Origin of the sequence: Crossiella sp. CA198, from assembly GCF_052078295.1 — a bacterium.
In the GTDB taxonomy this organism is placed as follows: domain Bacteria; phylum Actinomycetota; class Actinomycetes; order Mycobacteriales; family Pseudonocardiaceae; genus Crossiella.
Genome location: NZ_JBQJIM010000017.1, coordinates 176,464 through 198,912 on the forward strand (window position 1 = coordinate 176,464; position 22,449 = coordinate 198,912).

The following is a 22,449-nucleotide window of genomic DNA, read 5'->3' on the forward strand; positions in this document are numbered from 1 at the left end:
CATGGGATTATGGCGGCCGTGACGGCAACGATCCTGGACGGCAAGGCGACCAAGAACGCCATCTTCGAGCAGCTGCGGCCGCGGGTGGACGCACTGCGTGAGCGGGGCATCGTGCCCGGCCTGGGCACCGTGCTGGTCGGTGACGACCCGGGATCGGCGATGTACGTGCGCTCCAAGCACAAGGACTGCGCGCAGCTGGGCATCAACTCGATCCGCCGCGACCTGCCTGCCGAGATCACCCAGGACGAACTGGCCAAGGTGATCGACGAGCTGAACGCGGACCCGGACTGCACCGCCTACATCGTGCAACTGCCGCTGCCCAAACACATCGACGCGAACGCGATCCTGGAGCGGATCGACCCGGCCAAGGACGCCGACGGCCTGCACCCGGTCAACCTCGGCCGCCTGGTGCTCGGCAAACAGGCGCCGCTGCCCTGCACCCCGCACGGCATCATCCGGCTGCTCCGCCAGTACGAGGTGCCGATCAACGGGGCGCACGTGGTCGTGGTCGGCCGCGGCATCACCGTGGGCCGGTCCATGGGGCTGCTGCTGACCCGCAAGTCGGAGAACGCCACGGTCACCCTGTGCCACACCGGCACCAAGGACCTGGCCGCCGAGGTCCGCCGGGCCGACATCGTGATCGCCGCGGCCGGCGTGCCCGCGCTGATCACGCCGGACATGGTCAAGCCCGGCGCGGCCGTGCTGGACGTGGGCGTGAGCCGCACCGACAGCGGTGTGTCCGGCGATGTGCACCCCGACGTGCGTGAGATCGCCGGGTTCTTCTCGCCCAACCCCGGCGGGGTCGGCCCGATGACCAGGGCGCTGCTGGTCAGCAACGTGGTCGAGGCGGCCGAGCGAGCGGCGGGATGAGCGTGACCGCCGGCCTGCCCCCCGCCAAGGACGTGCCCTCCACCCAGGACCAGCGGCCCGGCTGGCTGCGGGTGGTGCCGTTCCTGGTGGTGATGGCGATGGTGATCTTCGGGTTCGTGCTGATCCTGATGTACCACTGGAAACGCGGCACCGTGACGCTGGCAGGCGGGCTGTTCCTGGCCGCGGTGTTCCGGGCCGCGCTGCCACCGGAGGTCTGCCTGCTGCTGGCCATCCGCAGCCGCCCGATCGACGTGCTCACCTACGGCGGCTTCGCGACGATGATCACATATGTGGCCATGACCATCGGCCCCTGACAGAGACGCTGCTCACCGGAGAACTCCGGCTCCCACCGGTGTTGGTAACCTCCGGGAGCCGGGCACACAGTCCGGTGATGCGGTCCCGCGGTTGTGACCGCCGCCGGAGGCCTTACCGGTCTTTTCGCAGCGCGTCCGTGGACCCACCCCATGGAAGAACATGCGGATCGGAAGGACTTCCCCAGTGGCACGCTCCGGCAAGGTCGCCGTAATCGGCGCCGGTTTCTACGGCTCCACCACGGCGCAGCGGCTGGCCGAGTACGACATCTTCGACACCGTCGTGCTGACCGACATCATCGACGGCAAGGCCGAGGGCCTGGCGCTGGACCTGAACCAGTCCCGCCCGGTCGAGGGCTTCGAGACCAAGGTCGTCGGCCAGACCACCGGTCGCGACGGCAGTGGCTACGAGGCCATCGGTGGCTCGGACATCGTGGTGATCACCGCCGGTCTGCCGCGCAAGCCCGGCATGAGCCGGATGGACCTGATCGAGACCAACGCCAAGATCGTCCGCCAGGTCGCGGAGAACGTCGCCAAGCACGCCCCAGAGGCCGTGGTGATCGTCGTCTCCAACCCGCTGGACGAGATGACCGCGCTGGCCCAGCTCGCCACCCAGTTCCCGAAGAACCGGGTCATCGGCCAGGCGGGCATGCTGGACACCGCGCGCTTCACCAACTTCGTCGCCGAGACGCTGGCCGTGCCGGTCGGCTCGGTCAAGACGCTGACCCTGGGCTCGCACGGCGACACCATGGTGCCGGTGCCCTCGGCCTGCTCGGTCAACGGCAAGCCGCTCTCCGAGCTGCTGCCCGCCGACAAGATCGAGGAGCTGGTCACCCGGACCCGCAACGGTGGCGCCGAGGTCGTGGCGCTGCTCAAGACCGGCTCGGCCTACTACGCGCCGTCCGCCGCCGCCGCCCGCATGGCCAAGGCCGTGCAGGAGGACTCCGGCGCGGTCATGCCGGTCTGCGCCTGGGTTGACGGCGAGTTCGGCATCGCGGGCGTCTACCTCGGCGTCACCGCCGAGCTGGGCAAGGGCGGCATCAAGAAGGTCGTCGAGACCGAGCTGACCGACACCGAGCTGGCCGCGCTCAAGGAGGCCGCCGAGGCCGTCCGCGCCAAGCAGGCCGACGTCCAGAGCCTCTGATTTCCCGCTCTACCGGGACGCGTTGCCCTCCGCCAGGAAGGCCAGCGCGTCCCGGTAGAACCGGCGGCTCACGTTCACCGCGTGCCCGGCCTCCGGGTACAGCGCCAGCCGCCCGTTCGGCAGCAGCTCAGCGGTCTCGGTGAACAGCTCCGGCGGCCAGAAGTAGTCCCGCGCCCCGGCCACCACCAGCGCCGGGGTGGCGATCTCCGGCAGCCGCGCGCGCAGGTCGACCTGGTCCTCGGCCTCGATCATCGTGAGCATGTCCACCGGGTTCGACGGCCACGGCCCGAAGTTGCCGACCGTCCACATCAGCCCGCGCAACACCCGCAGCAGCACCGGATTCCTGGTGAACCCCTCGGCCAGCAGGTGATAGCCGGGTTTGCGCTCGGCCAGCCGGTGCGCCATCGCCCACTGCGCCTTCCGCGCCACCGGCCCCAGCGTGTACGCGGTCGAGGCCAGCACCACCCGGGACACCACCGCCGGATGATCGGCGGTGAGTTGCAGGGCCACCGTGCCGCCGGTGGAATGTCCCACCAGCGCAACGGGTTCGCCGAAGTGCGCGGTGATCGCCGCCGCGTGTTCGCCCGCGATCTCGGCCATCGACATCCCGCGCCGCAGCCCCGGTCGGCGGTTGACCAGGTGGACCCGCCAGCCGCCCTCGGCCAGTGGCCGCACCGACCGTATCGCCATCCGCGCGGGCAGCCCAGCCGGGTTCACGTGCTCGGGGGTGAAGCCCGGCAGGTACACCAGTGGCCGCCCGGAACCCACTGCCAGGTAAGGGAATCCGCCGGGCAACTCGCCAGCCTCGACATCGGTCACCGGGTCAGTCCGGTCGCCACGAACTCGATCATCTGCTCCGCCACCTCGTCGTAGACCTCGCCGAACTCGTTGCGGTGCAACGGAAGCAGTAGCACCGCGCGCAACAGCCCGAGCACCACCTCCGGCCGCCGGCCGGTCAGCCCGGTGCGCGCCAGGAACTCCCCGATCGGCGGCATCGCCTGCTCGTGCAACTCCGCGGCCCGCTCCGGGGACAGCCGCGCGGTCACCGCGGCCAGCTCGGCCGGATGCGTGATCAGCCTGCGGTACAACGGATCCTCGTCCAGCACCGCCAGCACCGCGCGCAGGAACGCCCCGATCGCCGCCCTCGGCTCACCGTCCAGGGTGGCCAGCAGCCGGGACCGGATCGCGGGCGCGTTGGCCAGCATCAGCTCGCCGTAGAGGGACTCCTTGGCATCGAAGAAGGCGTAGAAGCTGGTCTTGGCGATCCCGGCCGATGCGGTCAGCTCCGCCAGTGAGGTCTTGCGCAGACCCTGCGCCACGAACAGCTCCCGGCCGCTGGCCAGCAACTCCGCCCTGATCCGGGCCCGGTCCCGCTCGTCGAAAGGGGCAGGCACAACCTCTCCTGTGAACCAATGAACGATCTATTCTTTCGTTCATTGTGCGCATGAGGCTTGCCACGCGCCAGTACCGGGGTACGAACTAGTGGAGATGCCCGCCCCGAGAAGGAGCCAGCAGTGACCGATGTCGAGCTGACCAGCCCGCGGCGCATCACCTGGCCGGTGCCCGAGCCCGAGCTGCCCGACGCGGTGCACAACGCGCTGGCCGAGGCCGCCCGCGCCGCGGCCACCGCGCTGCGCGCCGCCCGGCACCGCTTCGACCGCGAGGAACTGAGCGAGGTCGTCCGGATGGGCGCGGACGGCACGCCGACCCAGCGGGTGGACGACCTGGTGGAGAACGCCATCGCCGAGGCCGCCGCCCGCAACGGGGTCAACCTGCTCAGCGAGGAGGCCGGGTTCCTGGACCACGGCTCCGCGCTGACCCTGGTGGTCGACCCGGTGGACGGCACCGGCAACTCCGCCGCCGGCGTCCCGCTGAGCTGCTTCGCCGGCGTGCTCGCACTGGACGGCCAGCCCCTGGAGGCGCTGACCTGCTGGTTCGACACCGGCCACAGCTGGTACGCGCGCACCGGCGAACCCACCGCCTACCGCACCACCGGCCGCACCGCCCTGGACGGCGCGCAGCTCTGCCTGCAACGCCCCAAGAACAACCAGGCCACCTGGTCCAGGGTGGCCGCCAGGGCGTCCCGGGTGCGGGTGCTGGGCACCACCGCGCTGGAGTGCGCGCTGGTCGCCGAGGGCTCGGTGGACGCCTACGCGGACCCGGGCTCGGACACCCACCGGATCATGGACCTGGCCGCGGCCATGGTCACCGTGCCGGCCGCGGGCGGCGTGGTGATCGACGCCAGGGGCCGTCCGCTGGAACTGGACGTGGACCTGACCCGCCGCTGGTCCGGCATTGCGGCGGCGACCCCGCAGCTGGCCGAGGAACTGGCCGCGCTGGTGCTCAGCGAGCCCGCTGGTTGACCTGACAGGGCACGGCCGCGCCGCTGGCCAGCAACCGCTCCAGCGGCGCGGCCTTGGCCAGGCACTCCTGCCACTCCGCCCGCGGATCCGAGTCCGCGGTGATCCCGCCGCCCACGCCCAGCCGCAGCTCGCCGCCCTGGATCTCCAGCGTCCGGATGGCCACGTTCAGCTCCATCCCGGCCACCGGCGAGGCCAGGCCGAGCGCACCGCAGTAGACCTGCCGCGGCTGATCCTCCAGCTTGGCGATGATCTCCAGCGCGCGCACCTTGGGCGCGCCGGTGACCGAACCGGGCGGGAAGGTCGCCGCCAGCAGCACCGCGTCGTCCACCTCCGGCCGCAGCTCGCCCTGCACGGTGGACACCAGGTGCCACACGCCGGGCGCTGGCCGCACCACCAGCAGTTCCGGCACGGTCACCGAGCCCGGCAGGCAGACCCGGCCCAGGTCGTTGCGCACCAGGTCCACGATCATCACGTTCTCCGCCACGTCCTTGGCCGAGCGGCGCAGCCGGGCCGCGTTGCCCTCGTCCTCCGGACCGCGGCGGGGCAGCGTGCCCTTGATCGGACTGGACCGCACGGTGCGGCCGCGCCTGGCCAGGAACAGCTCGGGGGAGAAGGAGACCACCGCGCCCCAGTCCCCGGCGACGAAGGCCGCGCGGGCCGGGTTCAGCCGGGCCACGCCCTCGGCGAACAGCTCCGCGGGCTCGCCCTCGAACTCGGCGGCGAACTGGGTGCACACATTGGCCTGGAAGATCTCGCCGGCCGCGATGTTGTCCACACAGCCCGCCACCGCGGCCTGGTGCCTGCTTGCCGAGGCCCGGCGCAGCGGTCCGGCCCGCCACGGCCGCGGCGCGGGCTCGCCGCGCGCGGCCACCAGTTCGGCCAGTTCCGCCGCCAGCGCAACGGGTTCGTCCCGGTTGTCCGGGACCAGCGCCTCGAACCACCACTGTCCACTGTGGTCCAGCCGGAGCACGTGATCGGCCCAGCCCCACACCGCGTTGGCCAGTCCGCGCGGCTGGGTCCAGGTCCCGGGATCGGTGAGCCCGTAACCGAGGTAACCGAACCAGCCACCGCCGACCGTGCCCGGCGGCACCGGCCCGGTCACCGTGGGTTGCAGACAGGGCACCGTCTCCGCCACCCCGTCCACCACCGGATTGACCTGCACCGAGGGCAGCAGCACCGCCCGCGAGTCGAACCAGTCGCCGGTCAGCGCGGCGGGCGGCGGCAGTCCCAGTTCGCTGGCGCGCGCCACCAGCCGCCGGAACACCAGTTCCGGGGCGATGTGACGGCCAACGGGCCGGGTGAGCACGTGCACGCGCGCATCATGACTGGTGAGGCTGTTTCAGAACAGTGAATGTGGCCAGCCGAACTCAGGCGCTCTCCCGCCGGAACACCCGCAGCCCCCACCACAACGCGAGTCCCAGCACCAGGGCCAGCGCCGCTATACCGAGTAGCACCGCGGACCCGGCGAACTCACCCGCGAACAGCGCGCGTTCGGCCCGCAGCACGTGGGTCAGCGGGTTGACCTGGGCCAGTGCCCGCAACCAGTCCGGCCCGACGTCGATCGGGATGAACGCGCCGGAGAGCAACAGCAACGGCATGGACACGCCCTGGATCACCGGCGCGAACAGGTACTCGTTCTTCAGTTTCAACGCCAGCGCGTAGGAGACCGAGGCCGCCGCGCAGGCCAGCACCCCGAACAACAGCAACCCGAGGATCGCGCCCGGCACCGACACCCGCAGGTCGAACAACAGCACCGCCAGCACCAGCAGCAGCACGGCCTGCACCAGCAGCCGCACGGAGTTGTAGAGCACCCGGCCCAGCAACAACGCGGGCCTGCTCAACGGGCTCACCCGCATCCGCTCGAACACCCCGAACCGGTAGTCCGGCAGCAACTCGAACCCGGCGAACATCGCGCCGAACATGCACAGCATCAACAGCACCCCCGGCACGAACACCGCCCACGCGCCACCGGGCGGGAACCCCGGCGCGGCAGCCAGGTTGACCAGCAGCGGCCCGAAGAGCACCAGGTAGAGGATCGGCAGCCCCGCGTCCACGAGCAGCGACAGCGGGCTGGACAGGGTGGGCTGGACGGAGCGGCGGAACACCAGCAGCGTGTCACGCATGGACGGCCTCCTCGCGCAGGCTGCGACCGGTCAGGGTGAGGAAGACGTCGTCCAGGGTGGGCCGGTGCACCTCGACCGAGTCCGGGGTGATCCCCGCCAGTTCCAGCTCCCGCAACAACCCCGGCAACACGGTCGCCCCACGCGGCGCCCGGAACCGCACGGCGGGCCCCTGCCTGCTGACCGCGCTGGCCCCCGGCACCCGGGCCGCCAGCACCTCGGTCCGATCCGGATGCGCCGTCTCCAGCACCACGGTGTCCCCGCTGACCCGCCGCTTCAACTCCTCCGGCGTGCCCTGGGCGACCAGCGCGCCCCGGTCCATCACCAGCACCCGGTCGCACAGCGCGTCGGCCTCGTCCAGGTAGTGCGTGGTGAGGAAGACGGTCAGCCCATGCTCGTCCCGCAACGCCCGGATGTGCGCCCACAGGTTCGCCCGCCCCTGCGGATCCAGCCCACTGGTCGGCTCGTCCAGGAACAGCAGCGGCGGCCGGTGCACCAGCCCCATGGCGATCTCCAGCCGCCGCCGCTGCCCACCGGAGAGCGACCCGCACTCGCGGTCCTCCACCCCCACCAGCTCCAGTTGTCCAAGCAGCGCAAGGGCATCGGCCGGATCGCAACGGTAGAACCGGGCCTGCATGGTGAGTTCCTCGGCCACCCCCCGGTCGAAGGCGACACTGCCGCCCTGGGCCACGTAGCCGATCCGTCGCCGCACGCCGACCGGGTCCCGGCGCAGATCGTGCCCGGCGACGGTGGCGGTGCCCGCGGTCGGGCTGAGCAGCGTGGTCAGCATCCGCAACGTGGTGGTCTTCCCGGCCCCGTTCGGCCCGAGAAACCCGACCAGCTCGCCCGGCGCCACGTCCAGATCCACACCCCGGACCGCGTCAACCGGCCCGCCCTTACTGGTGAAGCGGCGGGCCAGCCCGCGCGCTGTGATCATCTCGACTCCTAGGTCAAATTGTATTGGTCAAATTTGACTACAAGGAGAATGAAGGACGCTCGGCCTCGCCGTCAAGCGAAGATCAACCCCACCGCCGGAGTGTTGGCCGTTCTCGTACGGCACGTTGGCTGTTGTCGTACGCCGCGTTGGCCGTTGTGGGACGCCTCTGTTGGCGAATTCGCCCTGGCGTGCCGATCTTCCGGCGAGTTGGGCCAACTGGTACGCCGGTTTGGCTCAAGTGGGCGTACCAGTTGGCCCAAGTTGTACGGGGCGTGGATCACGCCGCCGATTCGCCAACAGAGTCGTCCTACGTTGCCTTGGCTGTCGCCTGGGGCTACTCCGTGATCTGCCAGCCCTGGTACTCCCCGGCCTCCAGCTTCGTCAGCAGGTTGCGGCACCAGGTCAGTTCGGCGTTGCCCAGTTCGCCGGTCAGCTCGAACAGTTCCACGATGTGTCGTGGCTTGCCGGGCGCGCGCACCGTCTCCTGGCCGGAGCGGGTCATCAGCAGGTCCGCCTCGATCCGGACGATCCGGTGCTTCAGCAACGGGATCAGTTCCTCGGGGGGCAGGTCCGGCAGCAGGCAGATCGCGGTCATCAGGCCGTCCAGGGAGTAGGCCTCGCGGATCCAGGCCGCGCGCAACAGGTCCAGGTACTCGGCGTTGCCCGCTGGGGTCATCGAGTAGATCAGTTTCTGGCGGGTGCTGCCCTCGGTCCCGGATTCCTCGGCGGTGAGCAGGCCGTCGCGGTGCATGGACTTGAGGGCGTGGAAGATCGAGCCGGGTTGGATGTTCGCCCAGCGGTCGATGTTCCAGCTCAGCAGGTTGCGGCGGACCTGGTAGTAGTTCACCGGCGCGAGCATGCGCACCGCGCCAAGCACCGCGAGGCGGGTAGTCGCCGACATGTCTCCTAGGCTAGTTCTCCGTGGCTGACCACGGACGCAAGGGCGACCCGCCGCCGATGCCGGAACCGCTTCCGGCGCCGGTGATCGACGCGCACACCCATCTGGATGCCTGCGGATTCACCGACCCCGACTCGGTGCGGGCCGCGCTGGACCGGGCCGCCTCGGTCGGTGTGGGGCGGGTGATCACCGTGGCCGATGACCTGCCCTCGGCGCGGTGGGTGGTGGAGGCGGCTGGCTGGGATGAGCGGGTGTTCGCCGCCGTCGCCCTGCATCCCACCCGGACCAGCGTGTTCGGCGACGCCGAGCGGACCGAGCTGGAGAAGCTGGCCGCCGCGCCGCGGGTGGTCGCGGTGGGCGAGACCGGGCTCGACTACTACTGGGACTACGCCCCGCCCGCGGCCCAGGACCTGGCCTTTCGCTGGCACATCGACCTGGCCAAGCGGCTGGACAAGGCGCTGATGATCCACGACCGGGACGCGCACGCGGACGTGCTGCGGATCCTGGACGAGGAGGGGGCGCCGGACACCGTGGTCTTCCACTGCTTCTCCGGTGACGCTGCGTTTGCCCGGAAGTGTGTGGATAAGGGCTATGTGCTGTCTTTCGCCGGTCCAGTGACCTTCCGTAACTCCGCGGACCTCCGGGAAGCGGCCCGGCTGGTGCCGGACGACCAGTTCCTGATCGAGACCGACGCTCCGTTCCTGACCCCGCACCCCTACCGCGGCCGGCCCAACGAGCCCTACGCCGTTACCTATACAGCGCGTGTCATCGCGTCACTCAGGGGAGTGGATGTGGCCGAGATCGCCGAGATCACCTCCGCGACGGCCGAACGGGTGTTCCGGCTGGCAGAGCGGTCGGTTACCCGTTGACGACGCTTGGTAACCCTTTTCCGTTGCTGTGGTCGAGGTCACAAAACGCCAATGGGGTCTTTGCGCAACCCCCTGGGACTCGTTACTGTCCCGTGATCGTTCCCGGGACACCAGGTTTCGGGGACGGTGCGCACCAAACAGGGAGACGTGTGTCGGGGCTCGTCGACCAACCGTGGCGTGCCTTGCATGAACACCGCCTCCTGGAGGTATCGACCCCGTGACAGGAACCGGCAAACCCCGTGGTGTTGCCGTGGGTACTGGAACGTTCGAGGACACCTCTTCTTCGGACTCCTGGTTTGAGCAGAACCCCGCGCACAACGTCGCCGTCATGGACCGGCCGGCGTTCCGGGGCGTCAACCTGGACCACCCCAGCCATCCGTCGATGTCCCTGAGCGTCACCACCGATGACGTGCTCCAGGTCCTCGGCCCCGACGCCTACGCGCTGCTGGACAGCGTGGACGTCGACATCGACGAACTGATCGGCCTGCTCAACGCCGAGACCACCATGCTCCCGGCGCTGCGCGACCTCCGGCCGGAGGACGACGCGGACCGCGAGGCCCGCGCCCGCGGCGAGGTCCCGCCGGTGCTGGTGGAGGCCGTCACCGACTGGAAGCGCCGCTTCCTCAAGGCCGGGGTGGCCGCCGCGCTGATCACGCTCACCGGCGGTGGCGCGGCAGCGGTCGCGATGGACAAGCAGGTCACCGTCGACATCGACGGCACCCAGCACACCGTGCGCACCTACGCCAGCACGGTCGCCCAGGTCCTGGAGGACCAGGGGCTGGCCACCAAGGCGCACGACGCGCTGAGCCCGTCCCCGCAGGCCTCCATCGCCGACGGCGGCAAGATCGTGCTCGAGCGCGGCCGCCAGCTGAAGATGACCGTGGACGGCCAGCCCACCGAGTCCTGGGTGCGCGCCCGCACCGTCGGCGACGCGCTCAACCAGCTCGGCATCAACCACGACGGCGCCTGGCTGTCCAAGGACCGCACCGCGGCCATCCCGGTGGACGGCCTGGCGCTGGAGATCAAGACCCCGAAGAACGTCACGCTCTTCGACGGCGGCAACGAGCCGCAGCGGATGAAGACCACCGCGCTGACCGTCTCCGAACTGCTCCAGCAGCTCCAGCTCAGCCTCGGCCCGTCCGACGCGGTCAACCTGGGCGCCGACGGCAAGATCAGCGACGGCGCGGAGATCCACGTCAGCCGCACCGGCGTGACCGTGGTGAACAAGAAGGAAGCCATCGAGCCCCCGGTCGAGAAGACCGAGGACCCGACCATGCTGCGCGGTGAGCAGAAGGTCGAGGACCCGGGCACGCCCGGCGAGCAGATGGTCACCTACCGGGTCACCATGAAGAACGGCAAGGAGACCGCCCGGGAGAAGCTGGGCACCAAGGTCGTCAAGGAAGCCAAGCCGAAGAAGCTCCGGGTCGGCACCAAGATGCCCCCGGACGGCGCGGTGTGGGACCGGCTGGCGCAGTGTGAGGCCACCGGGAACTGGGCGATCAACAACGGCAACGGCTACTACGGCGGCCTCCAGTTCAACGCGAGCACCTGGCGGGCCTACGGCGGCGCGCAGTACGCCCCGCTGCCGCACCAGGCCAGCCGGGAGCAGCAGATCGCGGTGGCCACCAAGCTCCGGGACGCCCGCGGTGGCTACGGCGCCTGGCCGCACTGTTCCTCGAAGCTCGGACTGCCCAAGTAGTCTTTCCGGGTGACTGAAACTCCGGCACCGGCCGGGCCGCAGGGCGTCTCGCTCCTCGGCCCGGCCGATGTGCGTCGGCTGGCCGCCGAGCTGGACGTGCGTCCCACCAAGAAGCTGGGGCAGAACTTCGTGCACGACCCCAACACGGTGCGCCGCATCGTGTGGGAGGCCGGGCTCACCGCCGAGGACGTCGTGCTGGAGGTCGGGCCAGGGCTCGGCTCGCTGACCCTGGCCCTGTTGCCCGCCTGCCGCTCGGTGGTCGCGGTGGAGATCGACCCGGTGCTGGCCGGCCTGCTGCCGACCACCGCGGCCGAACGCGCGCCCGAGCTGGCGGCGAACCTGCGGGTGGTGCTGGCCGACGCGATGCGGGTGCGCGCCGCCGACCTGGGCGAGCCCGCGCCGACCGCGCTGGTGGCCAACCTGCCCTACAACGTGGCCGTGCCGGTGGTGCTGCACCTGCTGGCCGAACTGCCCTCGCTGCGCACCGGCCTGGTCATGGTGCAGGCCGAGGTCGCCGACCGGCTGGCCGCCGGTCCCGGCAGCCGGATCTACGGCGTGCCCAGCGTCAAGGCCGCCTGGTACGCCGGGATGCGCCGGGCCTCGGCGGTGCCGCGCGCGGTGTTCTGGCCGGTGCCCAACGTGGACTCCGCGCTGGTCGCCTTCACTCGCAGGGCCGAGCCGGAGGGCGAGGACAAGGCCGCGGTGTTCGCGGTGATCGAGGCCGCCTTCGCCCAGCGCCGCAAGGGCCTGCGCGCCGCGCTGGCGAACTGGGCCGGGTCCGCCGACCGCGCGGGCCGGGTGCTGGCCGCGGCCGGGATCGAGCCGACCGCCAGGGGCGAGCAGCTCGACATCCACGCCTTCGTCAAGATCGCCAAAACCGAGGCGGAACTCGGGGAATAACCACGCTCGGTGCCGTGTTGACCCCAAGGGGTGCGTTCGTCGCACCTGCTTGTTCGTTACAGCATGTGATCTGGCGAACGAACCACGGCCGAACGGGCGGATCCACTTGCTTTTCTTCGAGTGGGTCCGTTGTACTGTCCGAGTAAATCCATCCCGAGCGGCCGAGAGACCTGGATCTGTGAAGCCGCAGCAACCGCCCAGTCCCTGGGCAGGTGCTACCGCCAGGAGCGATGGAGCAGACATGAAGCTCATGCACGTACTCACGCGCCGACGCGTAGTCGATCACGGCCGTCGCACGGTCACCGGTTGTCGATCCTGACCGGTCTGCCGCCCGTCTGACGGCGCGCTCTCCTCCACCAGAACGCTCTACCCGCTTTCTGCCCGGGATTCATCCGGGCAACAGGTGTGCGCGGGCCGCCGAGCGCGGTTCCGCCCTGCCATGGAGACATCGTGATCACAGTTGAGAACCTGACCAAGGCCTACCGGGGCCGCAGTGGCACGACCGTCGCACTCGACGGCGTCTCGCTCCAGGTCCCCGCTGGAACGGTGTGCGGCGTCGTCGGCGAGAGCGGCGCGGGCAAGTCCACGCTCGCCCGGTGCATCGCATTGCTGGAACAGCCCGACTCGGGCGGCATCCTGGTCGACGGCACCGACCTGGTGACCCTGCGCGGCTCCGCGCTGCGGGCCGCCCGCCGCCAGATCGGCGTGGTGCCGCAGAACGACTCGCTGCTGCGCCAGCGCACCGCGGCAGGCAACATCGCGCTGCCGCTGGAGGCCGCGGGCGCGCCGGTGGAATCCCGGCGCAAGCGGGTGGTCGAACTGCTCGACCTGGTCGGCCTGGCCGACAAGGCCGGAAACTACCCTGACCAGCTCTCCGGCGGGCAGCGCCAGCGGGTCGCGATCGCCCGCGCGCTGGCCGCCAACCCCTCGGTGCTGCTGGCCGACGAGCCCACCTCCGCGCTGGACCCGGACACCACCGCCTCGGTGCTGACCGTGCTGGACCGGGCCCGCGCCGAACTGGGTGTGACCGTGCTGGTGGTCACGCACGACATGAGCGTGGTGCGCCGGATCTGCGATGACGTCGCGGTGCTCGACCGCGGCCAGGTGGTCGAGCACGGCAAGGTCCTCGATCTGGTCACCCAGGCCGGGTCGCGCACCTCCGGCGCGCTGCTGCCGGGCGTGGAGGACATCGTGCGCGCCGGGGACACCGACGCCCGCTTCGACCGGGTGGCCGATGTCGTGCTGGTCGGCTTCGCCGCCGTCGGCGCGCTGCTGCCCGAGGCGGCCAGCCGCTTCGAGGTGGACCTGAACCTGCTGGGCGGCGGGATGACCCGTCTCGCCGACACCCCCGTGGCCCGGTTCCGGGTCGCGTTGACCGGAGCCAACGCCGACGCGGCCTTCGACTGGATCGCCGAGCGCGGCGCCGTCGTCCGCCGCAGGCCGACTGTGCTCGCTGGAGGAGCAGCCGCGTGAAACAGGCAACACCCTGGGCGGAAGTATTCGACAAGCTCGCCCAGGCGGGGGCCGAGACCGGCCTGATGGTCGGACTCGGCACCCTGTTCGCAGTGCTCGGCGGCGTCCCGCTCGGCGTGCTGCTGCACGCCAGCGCACCCGGCGGACTGCGGCCGCAACCGCTGGTCTACCGGGTGCTGGGCTTCATCGTGGACCTGACCAGGTCGCTGCCGTTCATCATCCTGCTGGTCGCGCTCATCCCGCTGACCCGCGCGCTGGTGGGCAGCTACATCGGCAGCGGTCCGGCGACCGTGCCGCTGACCATCGGCGCCATCCCGTTCCTGGCCCGGCTGGTGCAGTCCGCGCTGCGGGAGGTGCCGGTCGGCGTGGTCGAGGCCGCCCTGACCACCGGCGCGAGCAAGCCCAAGATCGTGCGCAGTGTGCTGGTCAAGGAGGCCGGTCCGGCGCTGATCTCGGCCATCGGGGTCACCGCGGTGGCGCTGATCGGCTACTCCGCGATGGCGGGCGCGGTCGGCGGCGGTGGCCTGGGCAACCTGGCCATCACCTACGGGTACCAGCGCTTCGACTCCCGCCTGCTCTACACCTCGGTGGCCGCGCTCGCCGCGCTCACCTTCCTCGTGCAATACCTCTTTGATCTTGTTTCGCGCACGGTCGACCGTCGCCGCCAGATCACCGTCTAGATAGGACCAGTTCCATGCGGGTGCACGCCCTCATCGCGACCGTCGTCACCGCCGCCCTCACCCTGACCGCCTGCGGCGGCGGCGCCGACAACGCCGCCAACCAGGAGGCCACCCTGCGGGTCGCGGTCAGCCCGGTGCCGCACGCCAAGATCCTCAACTGGGTCAAGGACAACCTGGCCGCCAGCAAGAACCTCAAGATCGAGGTGGTGGAGTTCCAGGACTACGTGCTGCCCAACACCTCGCTGGTGGACAAGCAGCTGGAGGCCAACTACTTCCAGCACGTGCCCTACCTCACCGAGTTCCTCAAGGAGCGCGGCGGCGACCTGAAGTTCGTCACCCCGGTGCACATCGAGCCGCTGGCGGTGTTCTCCAAGAAGGTCAAGAACATCGCCGACCTGCCCAGCGGCGGCAAGGTGGCGCTGTCCCAGGACGCCTCCAACCAGACCCGCGCGCTCAAGCTGCTGCAGGCCAACGGCGTGCTCAAGCTCAAGCCGGGCACCGAGGCCGGCGCGGCGCTCAAGGACATCGGGGAGAACCCGAAGAACCTCAAGTTCGTCGAGCTGGAGCCCGCCCAGCTGGCCCGCAGCCTGGACGACACCGACGCCTCCATCGTCAACGGCAACTACGCCATCGACGCCGGCCTTGACCCGATCAAGGGCTCGCTCGCGGTGGAGAAGGCGGAGAACAACCCCTACGCCAACGGCCTGGTCACCCGGCCGGAGCTGGCCGAGGACAAGCGGATCAAGGCACTGGCCGAACTGCTGACCTCGCAGCAGACCAGGGACTACATCCAGAAGCAGTTCGCGGGCGCGGTCATCCCCGCCTGAACGGCGCCAACCGGGAACTGAGCGCGACCGTCCGGCTCCCGCCCGTGGCAGACTTTCGCCAACCGGCAGAAAGTCGTCCGCGGTGCGGGAGCCGGACGTGTTTTGTCGATCGAGCACGTAGGCTGGGAGCGTGCTGGCAGTCGTTCCACCACCGGTCATCGTCCGCGCCCCGGCCAAGGTCAATGTGCATCTTGCCGTCGGGGATGTGCGCAAGGACGGCTACCACGACCTGCTGACCGTCTTCCAGGCGTTGTCCCTGAACGACGAGGTCACCGTCGCGGTCGCCGACGAGCCGGGGATCGAGGTGGCAGGCGACAGCGCGGAGAGGGTCCCGGCCGACTTCTCCAACCTGGCCTGGAAGGCAGTGCAGGCGCTGGCCGAGTACGTGGGCCGGGATCCGAAGGACCCCAAGGTCCGGGTGCACATCCGCAAGGGCATCCCGGTGGCCGGCGGCATGGCCGGTGGCAGCGCGGACGCGGCCGCCACCCTGGTCGGGCTGGCCTCGCTGTGGAAGCTGGAGATCGGCAAGGACGAGCTGGCCGATGTGGCCGCCGCGCTCGGCGCGGATGTGCCCTTCTGCCTGCACGGCGGCACCGCGCTCGGCTCCGGCCGGGGCGACCGGCTGGTCCCGGTGCTGGCCAGGCACCAGTTCCACTGGGTGCTCGCGCTCGACCACGAGGGCCTGTCCACGCCCTCGGTGTTCAAGGAACTGGACCGGCTGCGCGCCGAGGGCGAACCGCCCCGCGTCGGCGCGGTCGAACCCGTGGTGGAGGCACTGGCCACCGGTGACCCGCGCCAGCTCGCGCTGCTGCTGGGCAACGACCTGCAGGCCGCCGCGGTCTCGCTGCGCCCGGCGCTGCGCCGCACCCTGCGGGCCGGGGTGGACGCGGGCGCGCTGGCAGGCATCATCTCCGGCTCCGGCCCGACCTGCGCGTTCCTCTGCCAGGACGGCGAGTCCGCGGTCCGGGTCGCCGCGGAGCTGTCCGGGGTCGGCGTGTGCCGTACCGTGCGAGTGGCACAGGGGCCGGTGCACGGCGCCAGGGTGATGAGCGTCGAGGAAGCCCCTCGTTCCGCTCCGCCCGAGGTGCACGCCTAGGACCTGCTGGTCCTGCGCGGTCGGCAACTCAAGTGGAGAACGCGAACTTCTGATGGTCAACCTGGTCAACCTGGAGTCCGTGTCCAAGTCCTACGGCGTTCGGCCGTTGCTGGACGCGGTATCCCTCGGCGTGTCCCAAGGCGATCGCATCGGCGTGGTCGGCCTCAACGGCGGTGGCAAGACCACCCTGCTGGAGGTGCTCGCCGGGATCGAACCACCCGATGAGGGCCGGGTCAGCCGCAGCCGCGACCTGCGGATGGCCGTGGTCACCCAGCGCAGCGAACTCCCGGCAGGCGCCACCGTGCGCTCGCTGGTGCTCGACCCGCTCGGCTTCGCCGCCGAACACGAGTGGGCGGCCGATCCCAAGGCGCGCAACGTGCTGGACGGGCTCGGCGTGACCGCGCTCGGCCTGGACAGCCCGCTGGATGAGATGTCCGGTGGCGAGCGCCGCCGGGTCGCGCTGGCCGCGGCGCTGGTCCAGGAGCTGGACCTGATCGTGCTGGACGAGCCGACCAACCACCTGGATGTGGAGGGTGTGCGCTGGCTGGCCGAGCACCTGCTCACCCGGCGCGGCGCGCTGGTGGTGGTCACCCACGATCGTTGGTTCCTGGACACCGTGTGCACCACGACCTGGGAGGTCGTGGGCGGCAAGGTCGAGCAGTACGAGGGCGGCTACGCGGACTGGATCTTCGCCCGCGCCGAGCGCGCCAGGGTCGCGGACACCCTGGAGGAGAAGCGGAAGAACCTGGCCCGCAAGGAGCTGGCCTGGCTGCGCCGCGGCGCGCCCGCCCGCACCGCCAAGCCCCGGTACCGGATCGAGGCCGCGGAGAGCCTGATCGCCGACGTGCCGCCGCCACGGGACACCGTCGAACTGGTCAGCTTCGCCCGCCGCCGGCTGGGCAAGACCGTGCTGGAGATCGAGAACGTCGACCTGTCCATCCCGGACCGCGCCCTGCTGACCGACGTCACCTGGCGGATCGGCCCCGGCGACCGGATCGGCCTGGTCGGCGTCAACGGCTCCGGCAAGACCACCCTGCTGCGGCTGCTCGCCGGCGAACGCGAACCCGAGGCGGGCAAACGCATCCAGGGCCAGACGGTCCGCTTGGCCCACCTGTCCCAGGAACTCACCGACCTGCCACCGACCCAGCGCGTGCTGGAGGCGGTGGAAGAGGTCGCCCGCCGGGTGACGCTCGGCAAACGCGAGCTGTCCGCCTCCCAGCTGGCCGAACTCTTCGGCTTCCCGGCGCAGCGCCAGTGGACGCCGGTCGGCGACCTCTCCGGCGGCGAACGCCGCAGGCTGCAGCTCGCCCGCCTGCTGATGGCCGAACCCAACGTGCTGCTGCTCGACGAGCCCACCAACGACCTGGACATCGACACCCTCCAGCAACTGGAGGACCTGCTCGACTCCTGGCCCGGCACCCTGGTGGTGGTCAGCCACGATCGCTACCTGGTGGAACGGGTCTGCGACCAGGTCGTGGCGCTCTTCGGCGACGGCAAGATCACGCACCTGATCGGCGGCATCGACGAATACCTGCGCCGCCGCGAGGAAAGCGGCCAGCTGGGCCTGATCGCCCGAGCCACCCTGCCAGCCGCCGAACCCCTCGCCCCCGCCCCGGCCGCCACCGGCCCCAGCGCCGCCGACACCCGCGCCGCCCGCAAGGAACTCGCCCGCCTGGAACGCCAGTTCGAGAAGCTGGCCAAGCGCGAGGCCGAGTTGCACGCCGCCCTGGCCGAGGCCGCGACGGACTCGACCCGGCTGCTCAAGCTGGACGCGGAACTGCGCACGGTGCTGGCGGAGAAGTCGGACGTGGAGGAACAGTGGCTGCTGGCGGCCGACGCCGCCGAGTAGCCGCCCACCCGGACCTCACCCAGGCAGCCGCACCAGCATCTTCCCGGTGTTGGCCCCCTCGAACACGCTCAGGAACGCCGCCGCGGTGTTCTCCAGGCCCTCCACCACGGTTTCCGCGATACGCAGGGTGCCGTCGGCGAGCCAGCCCGACGCCTGGGCGATCCAGTCCGGGAACAGGTGGAAGTAGGTGGTCACCAGCATGCCGCGCAGGGTGGCTTCCCGGCTGGCGGCCAGGAACAGGTTGTCCGGGCCGGGGACCGGGGTGTTGTAGCCGCTGATCATGCCGACCATGGCGATCCGGCCGTGCGGGCGGATGGCGCCGATCGCGGCCTGCAGGTGGTCGCCGCCGACGTTGTCGATGTAGACGTCGATGCCCTCGGGGGCGGCCTTGGCCAGCTGGCCGGGCAGGTCGCCCGCGCGGTAGTCCAGGGCGGCGTCGTAACCGAAGTCGCGCACCAGTTTCGCCGCCTTGACCGGGCCGCCGGCCGAGCCGATCACCCGGGCCGCGCCGAGTTCGCGGGCCACCTGGCCTGCCACGCTGCCCACCGCGCGCGCCGCGGCGGAGACGAACACCACGTCGCCCGGCATGACCGGCGCGACCTCCTTGACCGCGGCGTACGCGCTCAGGCCGGTGGTGCCCAGCACGCCGAGGTAGGCCTGGGGTGGGGCCAGCGCCGGGTCGATCACGGTGACCATCGGCGAGGCCGCGTCCAGCAGGGCGTGTTCCCGCAAGCCGTCGAAGTGCACCACGGTCGCGCCGACCGGGATCTCCGGTGCCTCGCTGGCCAGCACCTCGCCCACCGCGTGCCCCTGCAGCGGGCCGCCGACCGGGAACGCCTCGATGTAGCTCTCGCCCGCGTTCATCCGGCCGCGCATGTACGGGTCGACCGACAGCCAGGTGTTGCGGACCAGGAGCTGACCAGGGCCGGGGGTGGGCAGGTCGACCTCGGTGATGGTGAAGTGCTCCAGGCCGGGCGCGCCGGCCGGGCGGGCGGTCAGGTGGATCTCGCGGGTCTTCGTCGTCATGGCCCGGACTGTGTCAGCGGCCGCGCACGGGCCGCTGATGATTTTCTGACGGTTAGCGTGAGCGCATGCGTTTCGGGGTGCTGGGACAACTGGCCGTGTGGACCCGCGAGGGCAGCCCGGTGCGGGTGCCCGAGGCGAAGGTCCGTGCCCTGCTGGCCGCCCTGCTCGCCCACGACGGCGGACCGGTGAGCGCGGACCGGCTGATCGCAGGCCTCTGGGGCGAGCAGCCGCCCGGCAACGCGCTGAACACCTTGCAGACCAAGGTCTCCCAGCTCCGCCGGGTGCTCGGCCGGGACGCGGTGACGCACGAACCGGCTGGCTACCGGCTTCAGCCCGCCGAGGTAGACGCGGACCACTTCGCCGAGCTGACCCGCCAGGCCGCCGCGAGCACCGATCCGGGCACCAGGGCCGGGCTGCTCGCCGAGGCGCTCGCGCTCTGGCGCGGGCCCGCCTACGCCGACTTCGCCGACGCGGACTTCAGCCAGGCCGCCCGCACCCGGCTGACCGAACACCGGCTGACCGCGCTGGAGGAACTGGCGCGGACCCGCCTGGAACTCGGCGAACACACCCGGGTGGCCGACGAACTCGGTCCGCTGACCCGCGAGCACCCACTGCGCGAACGCTTGCGCGCCACCCACCTGCGCGCGCTCTACCTCGCCGGGCGACAGCACGAAGCCCTGGCCGCCTACGAGGACCTGCGGCACCGGCTCGCCGAGGACCTGGGCGTGGACCCCGGGCCCGAGCTGACCGCACTGCACCAGGCAATGCTCAGCCAGGACCCGGCGCTCACCCCCGTGCGCAGCGGCGGCAACCTGCCGGCCCCGCTCACCGGCCTGATCGGCCGCACACAGGCCCAGCGGCGGGTCCGGGAGCTGCTCGGCGAAGCCCGGCTGCTCACCCTCACCGGGTCCGGCGGGGTGGGCAAGACCAGCCTCGCACTGGCCGCCGCCCGCGAACTGACCGCGCCGGACGGGGTCTGGCTGGTCGAACTCGCCGGCCACACCGGAACGCTCGCCGCCACCATCGCCGCGGTGCTGGGCATCCGGGAGGAGACCGGCGATCCGGCGCACCGGCTGACCGAGGCGGTGCGCGGCCGGAACCTGGTGCTGCTGCTGGACAACTGCGAACACGTGATCGAGCAGGCCGCCGAGCTGACCGCCGCCCTGCTGCGGGCCGCCCCCGGGGTGCGGGTGCTGGCCACCAGCCGGGAACCGCTGCGGCTGCCCGGCGAGATCCGGTACGAGGTGCCGCCGCTGGCCCTGCCGGAGGCGATCAGCCTGTTCACCGCCAGGGTCGAGGCCACCGGCGGGGTGCTGGACGATCCGGCCGCGGTCCGCGCGATCTGCACCCGGCTGGACGGCCTGCCGCTGGCCCTGGAACTGGCCGCCACCCGGGTCCGCGCGCTCGGCGTGCACCTGCTGGCCGAGCGCCTCGATGACCGGTTCCGCCTGCTGGCCAACGGATCCCGGGGTGTCCCGGCCCGGCAGCGCACGCTCTGGGCGGTGATCGACTGGAGCTGGGACCTGCTCACCGAACCGGAACGCCTGGTGCTGCGCAGGCTGTCCGTGCACGCCGACGGCGCCACCCTGGCCGCCGCCGAGGCGATCTGCGCGCAGGACGGCCTGGACGTGCTGGACGCGCTGACCGGCCTGGTCGACCGCTCACTGCTGCTCGCCCAGCCAGGGCCGCGCTACCGGCTGCTGGAGTCCATCGCCGCCTACGCCCGCACCCGCCTGGCCGAGCACGGCGAACAACCCGAGATCCGGCAACGCTTCCTCGCCCACTACACCGAGCTGGCCGAACAGGCCGACCTGCGCGGCCCGGCCCAGCGGGACTGGCTGACCCGCCTGGACACCGAAGCCGCCAACCTGCGGGCCGCGCTCGACCTGGCCGACCCACCCACCGCCACCCGCCTGAGCACCGCGCTGGCCTGGCACTGGTTCCTGCGCGGCCGCTACCGGGACGCGCACACCGCCACCACCGGCACCTGGCGGGCCGCCTTCGCCCTGCTCATCGGCGAAACCAGCCCCCAATCGTCCACTGTGGACAGTCCATTGGCGACCTGGTTCCTGGCCTGGGCGCACCTGCACCTGGGTCAGACCACCGCCGCCGAAGAGCTGCTCACCGATCACCCGGGCGACCCCTGGCTGACCGCCGCCACCCTGATCGCCAGGGCCAAACTGGCCAGCTTCCGCGGTGACCTGGCCGCCACCGGCACCGCCGGGCGGGACAGCCTGGCGCTGTTCACCCGACTCGGCGACGACTGGGGCCGGTTGCAGGCCATGGACGTGCTGGCCTATGCCGCCGAGGTCACCGGCGACTACCCGGCTGCGGCCGAACTGCACGCCGCCGGACTGCGGATCGCCCAGGACCTGCGGCTGTGGACCGATGTGTCCTACCGGCTCGCCGGGCTGGGCCGGATCGCCCTGCTCACCGGCGAGCACCACCGCGCCGCCGACCTGCACCGGCGGGCCCGTGATCTCGCCGTCGAGCAGGCCAACCCGTTCGCCGAGACCTTCGCCAACGTCGGCCTCGGCCTGGGCGCGCGCCGCCAGGGCGACCTGGACACCGCCGAGCGGCTGCTGGGTGCGGCACTGGCCTGGAACCGGGGCCTGGCCCAGCCCTACTACGGCGCGCCGCTGCTGCTGGCCGAACTGGGCTTCCTGGCCGAGATCCGCGGTGATCAGGAGCAAGCCCTCGCGCTGCACCAGGAGGGCCACACCATCGCCGAGCGCCTCGCCGACCCGAGGGCGATCGCGCTGGCCCTGGAGGGCCTGGCCGGAGCGACCGCGGACCCGGCCGAGGGGGCCAGGCTGCTGGGCGAGGCCACCGCGTTGCGGGCGGCCGTCGGCGCGCCGCTGCCACCCGCCGAACGCCAGGACGTCAGCCGGATCGAGCAGCGGCTGCGCGCCGGGCTGGGTGCCCGATACGAGGCCGAGTTCAGCGCTGGTGGTACTCGCCGATCAGCGCGCTGAAGTGCGCCGGGTCCTCCGGGCAGGTCCACCGCGCGGTCTCGGCGGCCACCGGTGTCACCGGGTGCTCGTGGCCGGGGCAGCGCGGCGCGTCAACGCCGCGGTGCTCGCGGACCAGCTGCTGCAACTCCTCGGCGGCCCGCGCGATGAACTCCGGATCCGACTCGGTGGCGCCCGGAGCGTCCCGGCCGACCACCGACTCCCAGCGCTCCGGGTAGAAGGTCACCTCGTACAGGGCCAGGTCAGGGTGGTCGGCCATCAGCTCCGCGTACACCTTGAGACTGGGCGTGCCCGCCGCCGTGACCTCGCTCAGATCGGCGATGACCTTCTTGGCCGTGCCAGCCACCAGTTCGGCAGTCTCGGTGGAAGATCGGTTCAGGGCCACCAGAGGACGATAACTCGCGCTACTTTCGAT

Annotated in this window: 21 protein-coding genes and 1 riboswitch; of the genes, 13 read left to right on the forward strand and 8 right to left on the reverse strand. The window is 71.4% G+C overall.

The window, feature by feature from the left end:
• Positions 1-18 precede the first annotated feature (18 nt).
• The 3 genes from ACTOWY_RS27955 to mdh all read left to right on the forward strand — a co-directional run bounded on the left by ACTOWY_RS27955 (position 19) and on the right by mdh (position 2,325).
• Complete coding sequence (locus ACTOWY_RS27955; RefSeq protein ID WP_441312591.1) at positions 19-870, forward strand: bifunctional methylenetetrahydrofolate dehydrogenase/methenyltetrahydrofolate cyclohydrolase; 852 nt, start codon at positions 19-21, stop codon at positions 868-870.
• On the forward strand, positions 867-1,184 hold the full coding sequence (locus tag ACTOWY_RS27960; protein WP_441312592.1) for a DUF3017 domain-containing protein: 318 nt from the start codon (positions 867-869) through the stop codon (positions 1,182-1,184). Before ACTOWY_RS27955 ends, ACTOWY_RS27960 begins: the two co-directional genes overlap by 4 nt.
• 184 nt (positions 1,185-1,368) lie before the next feature.
• Positions 1,369-2,325, forward strand: coding sequence for a malate dehydrogenase (gene mdh, locus ACTOWY_RS27965; protein ID WP_441312593.1), 957 nt, complete (start codon positions 1,369-1,371; stop codon positions 2,323-2,325).
• 9 nt (positions 2,326-2,334) lie between these two features.
• Here the strand turns inward: mdh and ACTOWY_RS27970 are convergent, their stop codons facing one another.
• A complete protein-coding gene (locus tag ACTOWY_RS27970; RefSeq protein WP_441312594.1) occupies positions 2,335-3,144 on the reverse strand; it encodes an alpha/beta fold hydrolase in 810 nt (269 codons plus the stop codon).
• Complete coding sequence (locus tag ACTOWY_RS27975; protein ID WP_441312595.1) at positions 3,141-3,719, reverse strand: TetR/AcrR family transcriptional regulator; 579 nt, start codon at positions 3,717-3,719, stop codon at positions 3,141-3,143. Before ACTOWY_RS27975 ends, ACTOWY_RS27970 begins: the two co-directional genes overlap by 4 nt.
• Before the next feature lie 120 nt (positions 3,720-3,839).
• On the opposite strand from ACTOWY_RS27975, the gene ACTOWY_RS27980 reads away from it, so the two are divergent.
• Positions 3,840-4,688, forward strand: a complete 849-nt coding sequence (locus ACTOWY_RS27980; RefSeq protein WP_441312596.1) for an inositol monophosphatase family protein — start codon at positions 3,840-3,842, stop codon at positions 4,686-4,688.
• Here ACTOWY_RS27980 and ACTOWY_RS27985 read toward each other — a convergent pair.
• The 4 genes from ACTOWY_RS27985 to ACTOWY_RS28000 form a co-directional block, all read right to left on the reverse strand.
• Positions 4,669-6,000, reverse strand: coding sequence for an aminodeoxychorismate synthase component I (locus ACTOWY_RS27985; RefSeq protein WP_441312597.1), 1,332 nt, complete (start codon positions 5,998-6,000; stop codon positions 4,669-4,671). The genes ACTOWY_RS27980 and ACTOWY_RS27985 overlap by 20 nt on opposite strands.
• Before the next feature lie 55 nt (positions 6,001-6,055).
• The gene (locus ACTOWY_RS27990; RefSeq protein ID WP_441312598.1) at positions 6,056-6,811 is read right to left on the reverse strand and encodes an ABC transporter permease; all 756 of its coding nucleotides are present in this window, start codon (positions 6,809-6,811) and stop codon (positions 6,056-6,058) included.
• Positions 6,804-7,745 carry an ATP-binding cassette domain-containing protein gene (locus tag ACTOWY_RS27995; protein WP_441312599.1) on the reverse strand — a complete coding sequence of 314 codons (942 nt, stop codon included), beginning with the start codon at positions 7,743-7,745 and terminating at the stop codon, positions 6,804-6,806. Before ACTOWY_RS27995 ends, ACTOWY_RS27990 begins: the two co-directional genes overlap by 8 nt.
• A 334-nt stretch (positions 7,746-8,079) precedes the next feature.
• The gene (locus tag ACTOWY_RS28000) at positions 8,080-8,646 is read right to left on the reverse strand and encodes a PadR family transcriptional regulator (protein WP_441312600.1); all 567 of its coding nucleotides are present in this window, start codon (positions 8,644-8,646) and stop codon (positions 8,080-8,082) included.
• Positions 8,647-8,702: 56 nt separating this feature from the next.
• Here ACTOWY_RS28000 and ACTOWY_RS28005 point away from each other — a divergent pair, with 56 nt between their 5' ends.
• From ACTOWY_RS28005 to ACTOWY_RS28040, 8 genes are all read left to right on the forward strand, one after another.
• Positions 8,703-9,512 carry a TatD family hydrolase gene (locus ACTOWY_RS28005; RefSeq protein ID WP_441312665.1) on the forward strand — a complete coding sequence of 270 codons (810 nt, stop codon included), beginning with the start codon at positions 8,703-8,705 and terminating at the stop codon, positions 9,510-9,512.
• 328 nt (positions 9,513-9,840) lie between these two features.
• The gene (locus ACTOWY_RS28010; RefSeq protein WP_441312666.1) at positions 9,841-11,211 is read left to right on the forward strand and encodes a transglycosylase family protein; all 1,371 of its coding nucleotides are present in this window, start codon (positions 9,841-9,843) and stop codon (positions 11,209-11,211) included.
• 9 nt (positions 11,212-11,220) lie between these two features.
• Positions 11,221-12,111 (forward strand): 16S rRNA (adenine(1518)-N(6)/adenine(1519)-N(6))-dimethyltransferase RsmA, encoded by an 891-nt coding sequence (rsmA, locus tag ACTOWY_RS28015; protein ID WP_441312601.1) that lies wholly within the window; start codon positions 11,221-11,223, stop codon positions 12,109-12,111.
• A gap of 145 nt (positions 12,112-12,256) precedes the next feature.
• A riboswitch (SAM riboswitch) is annotated at positions 12,257-12,348 on the forward strand.
• Positions 12,349-12,561: 213 nt separating this feature from the next.
• Positions 12,562-13,584, forward strand: coding sequence for a methionine ABC transporter ATP-binding protein (locus tag ACTOWY_RS28020; RefSeq protein WP_441312602.1), 1,023 nt, complete (start codon positions 12,562-12,564; stop codon positions 13,582-13,584).
• Entirely contained in the window at positions 13,581-14,264 is a 684-nt protein-coding gene (locus ACTOWY_RS28025; protein WP_441312603.1) for a methionine ABC transporter permease, read from the forward strand. Before ACTOWY_RS28020 ends, ACTOWY_RS28025 begins: the two co-directional genes overlap by 4 nt.
• A gap of 14 nt (positions 14,265-14,278) precedes the next feature.
• Positions 14,279-15,091 (forward strand): MetQ/NlpA family ABC transporter substrate-binding protein, encoded by an 813-nt coding sequence (locus ACTOWY_RS28030; protein WP_441312604.1) that lies wholly within the window; start codon positions 14,279-14,281, stop codon positions 15,089-15,091.
• Between the two features lie 130 nt (positions 15,092-15,221).
• The gene (locus tag ACTOWY_RS28035; protein ID WP_441312605.1) at positions 15,222-16,187 is read left to right on the forward strand and encodes a 4-(cytidine 5'-diphospho)-2-C-methyl-D-erythritol kinase; all 966 of its coding nucleotides are present in this window, start codon (positions 15,222-15,224) and stop codon (positions 16,185-16,187) included.
• A 52-nt stretch (positions 16,188-16,239) separates the two neighbouring features.
• Positions 16,240-18,036: an ABC-F family ATP-binding cassette domain-containing protein gene (locus tag ACTOWY_RS28040; RefSeq protein ID WP_441312606.1), complete on the forward strand. Its 1,797-nt coding sequence runs from the start codon at positions 16,240-16,242 to the stop codon at positions 18,034-18,036.
• A 15-nt stretch (positions 18,037-18,051) separates the two neighbouring features.
• Here ACTOWY_RS28040 and ACTOWY_RS28045 read toward each other — a convergent pair whose 3' ends face one another.
• Positions 18,052-19,062 (reverse strand): NADP-dependent oxidoreductase, encoded by a 1,011-nt coding sequence (locus ACTOWY_RS28045; RefSeq protein ID WP_441312607.1) that lies wholly within the window; start codon positions 19,060-19,062, stop codon positions 18,052-18,054.
• A gap of 65 nt (positions 19,063-19,127) precedes the next feature.
• Here ACTOWY_RS28045 and ACTOWY_RS28050 point away from each other — a divergent pair, with 65 nt between their 5' ends.
• Entirely contained in the window at positions 19,128-22,037 is a 2,910-nt protein-coding gene (locus ACTOWY_RS28050) for a BTAD domain-containing putative transcriptional regulator (protein ID WP_441312608.1), read from the forward strand.
• On the opposite strand, the gene ACTOWY_RS28055 is transcribed toward ACTOWY_RS28050, so the two are convergent.
• Positions 22,003-22,419 (reverse strand): hypothetical protein, encoded by a 417-nt coding sequence (locus ACTOWY_RS28055; RefSeq protein WP_441312609.1) that lies wholly within the window; start codon positions 22,417-22,419, stop codon positions 22,003-22,005. The two genes, ACTOWY_RS28050 and ACTOWY_RS28055, sit on opposite strands and share 35 nt — an antisense overlap.
• Between the last annotated feature and the right edge of the window lie 30 nt (positions 22,420-22,449).

Bases quoted from the DNA above. Each gene is read 5' to 3' on its own strand.
- ACTOWY_RS27960 (WP_441312592.1), top strand. From the start codon at position 867: ATGAGCGTGACCGCCGGCCTGCCCCCCGCCAAGGACGTGCCCTCCACC.
- ACTOWY_RS27990 (WP_441312598.1), bottom strand. From the start codon at position 6,811: ATGCGTGACACGCTGCTGGTGTTCCGCCGCTCCGTCCAGCCCACCCTG.
- ACTOWY_RS27995 (WP_441312599.1), bottom strand. From the start codon at position 7,745: ATGATCACAGCGCGCGGGCTGGCCCGCCGCTTCACCAGTAAGGGCGGG.
- ACTOWY_RS28000 (WP_441312600.1), bottom strand. From the start codon at position 8,646: ATGTCGGCGACTACCCGCCTCGCGGTGCTTGGCGCGGTGCGCATGCTC.
- ACTOWY_RS28005 (WP_441312665.1), top strand. From the start codon at position 8,703: ATGCCGGAACCGCTTCCGGCGCCGGTGATCGACGCGCACACCCATCTG.
- ACTOWY_RS28010 (WP_441312666.1), top strand. From the start codon at position 9,841: ATGGACCGGCCGGCGTTCCGGGGCGTCAACCTGGACCACCCCAGCCAT.
- ACTOWY_RS28030 (WP_441312604.1), top strand. From the start codon at position 14,279: ATGCGGGTGCACGCCCTCATCGCGACCGTCGTCACCGCCGCCCTCACC.
- ACTOWY_RS28040 (WP_441312606.1), top strand. From the start codon at position 16,240: ATGGTCAACCTGGTCAACCTGGAGTCCGTGTCCAAGTCCTACGGCGTT.
- ACTOWY_RS28045 (WP_441312607.1), bottom strand. From the start codon at position 19,062: ATGACGACGAAGACCCGCGAGATCCACCTGACCGCCCGCCCGGCCGGC.
- ACTOWY_RS28050 (WP_441312608.1), top strand. From the start codon at position 19,128: ATGCGTTTCGGGGTGCTGGGACAACTGGCCGTGTGGACCCGCGAGGGC.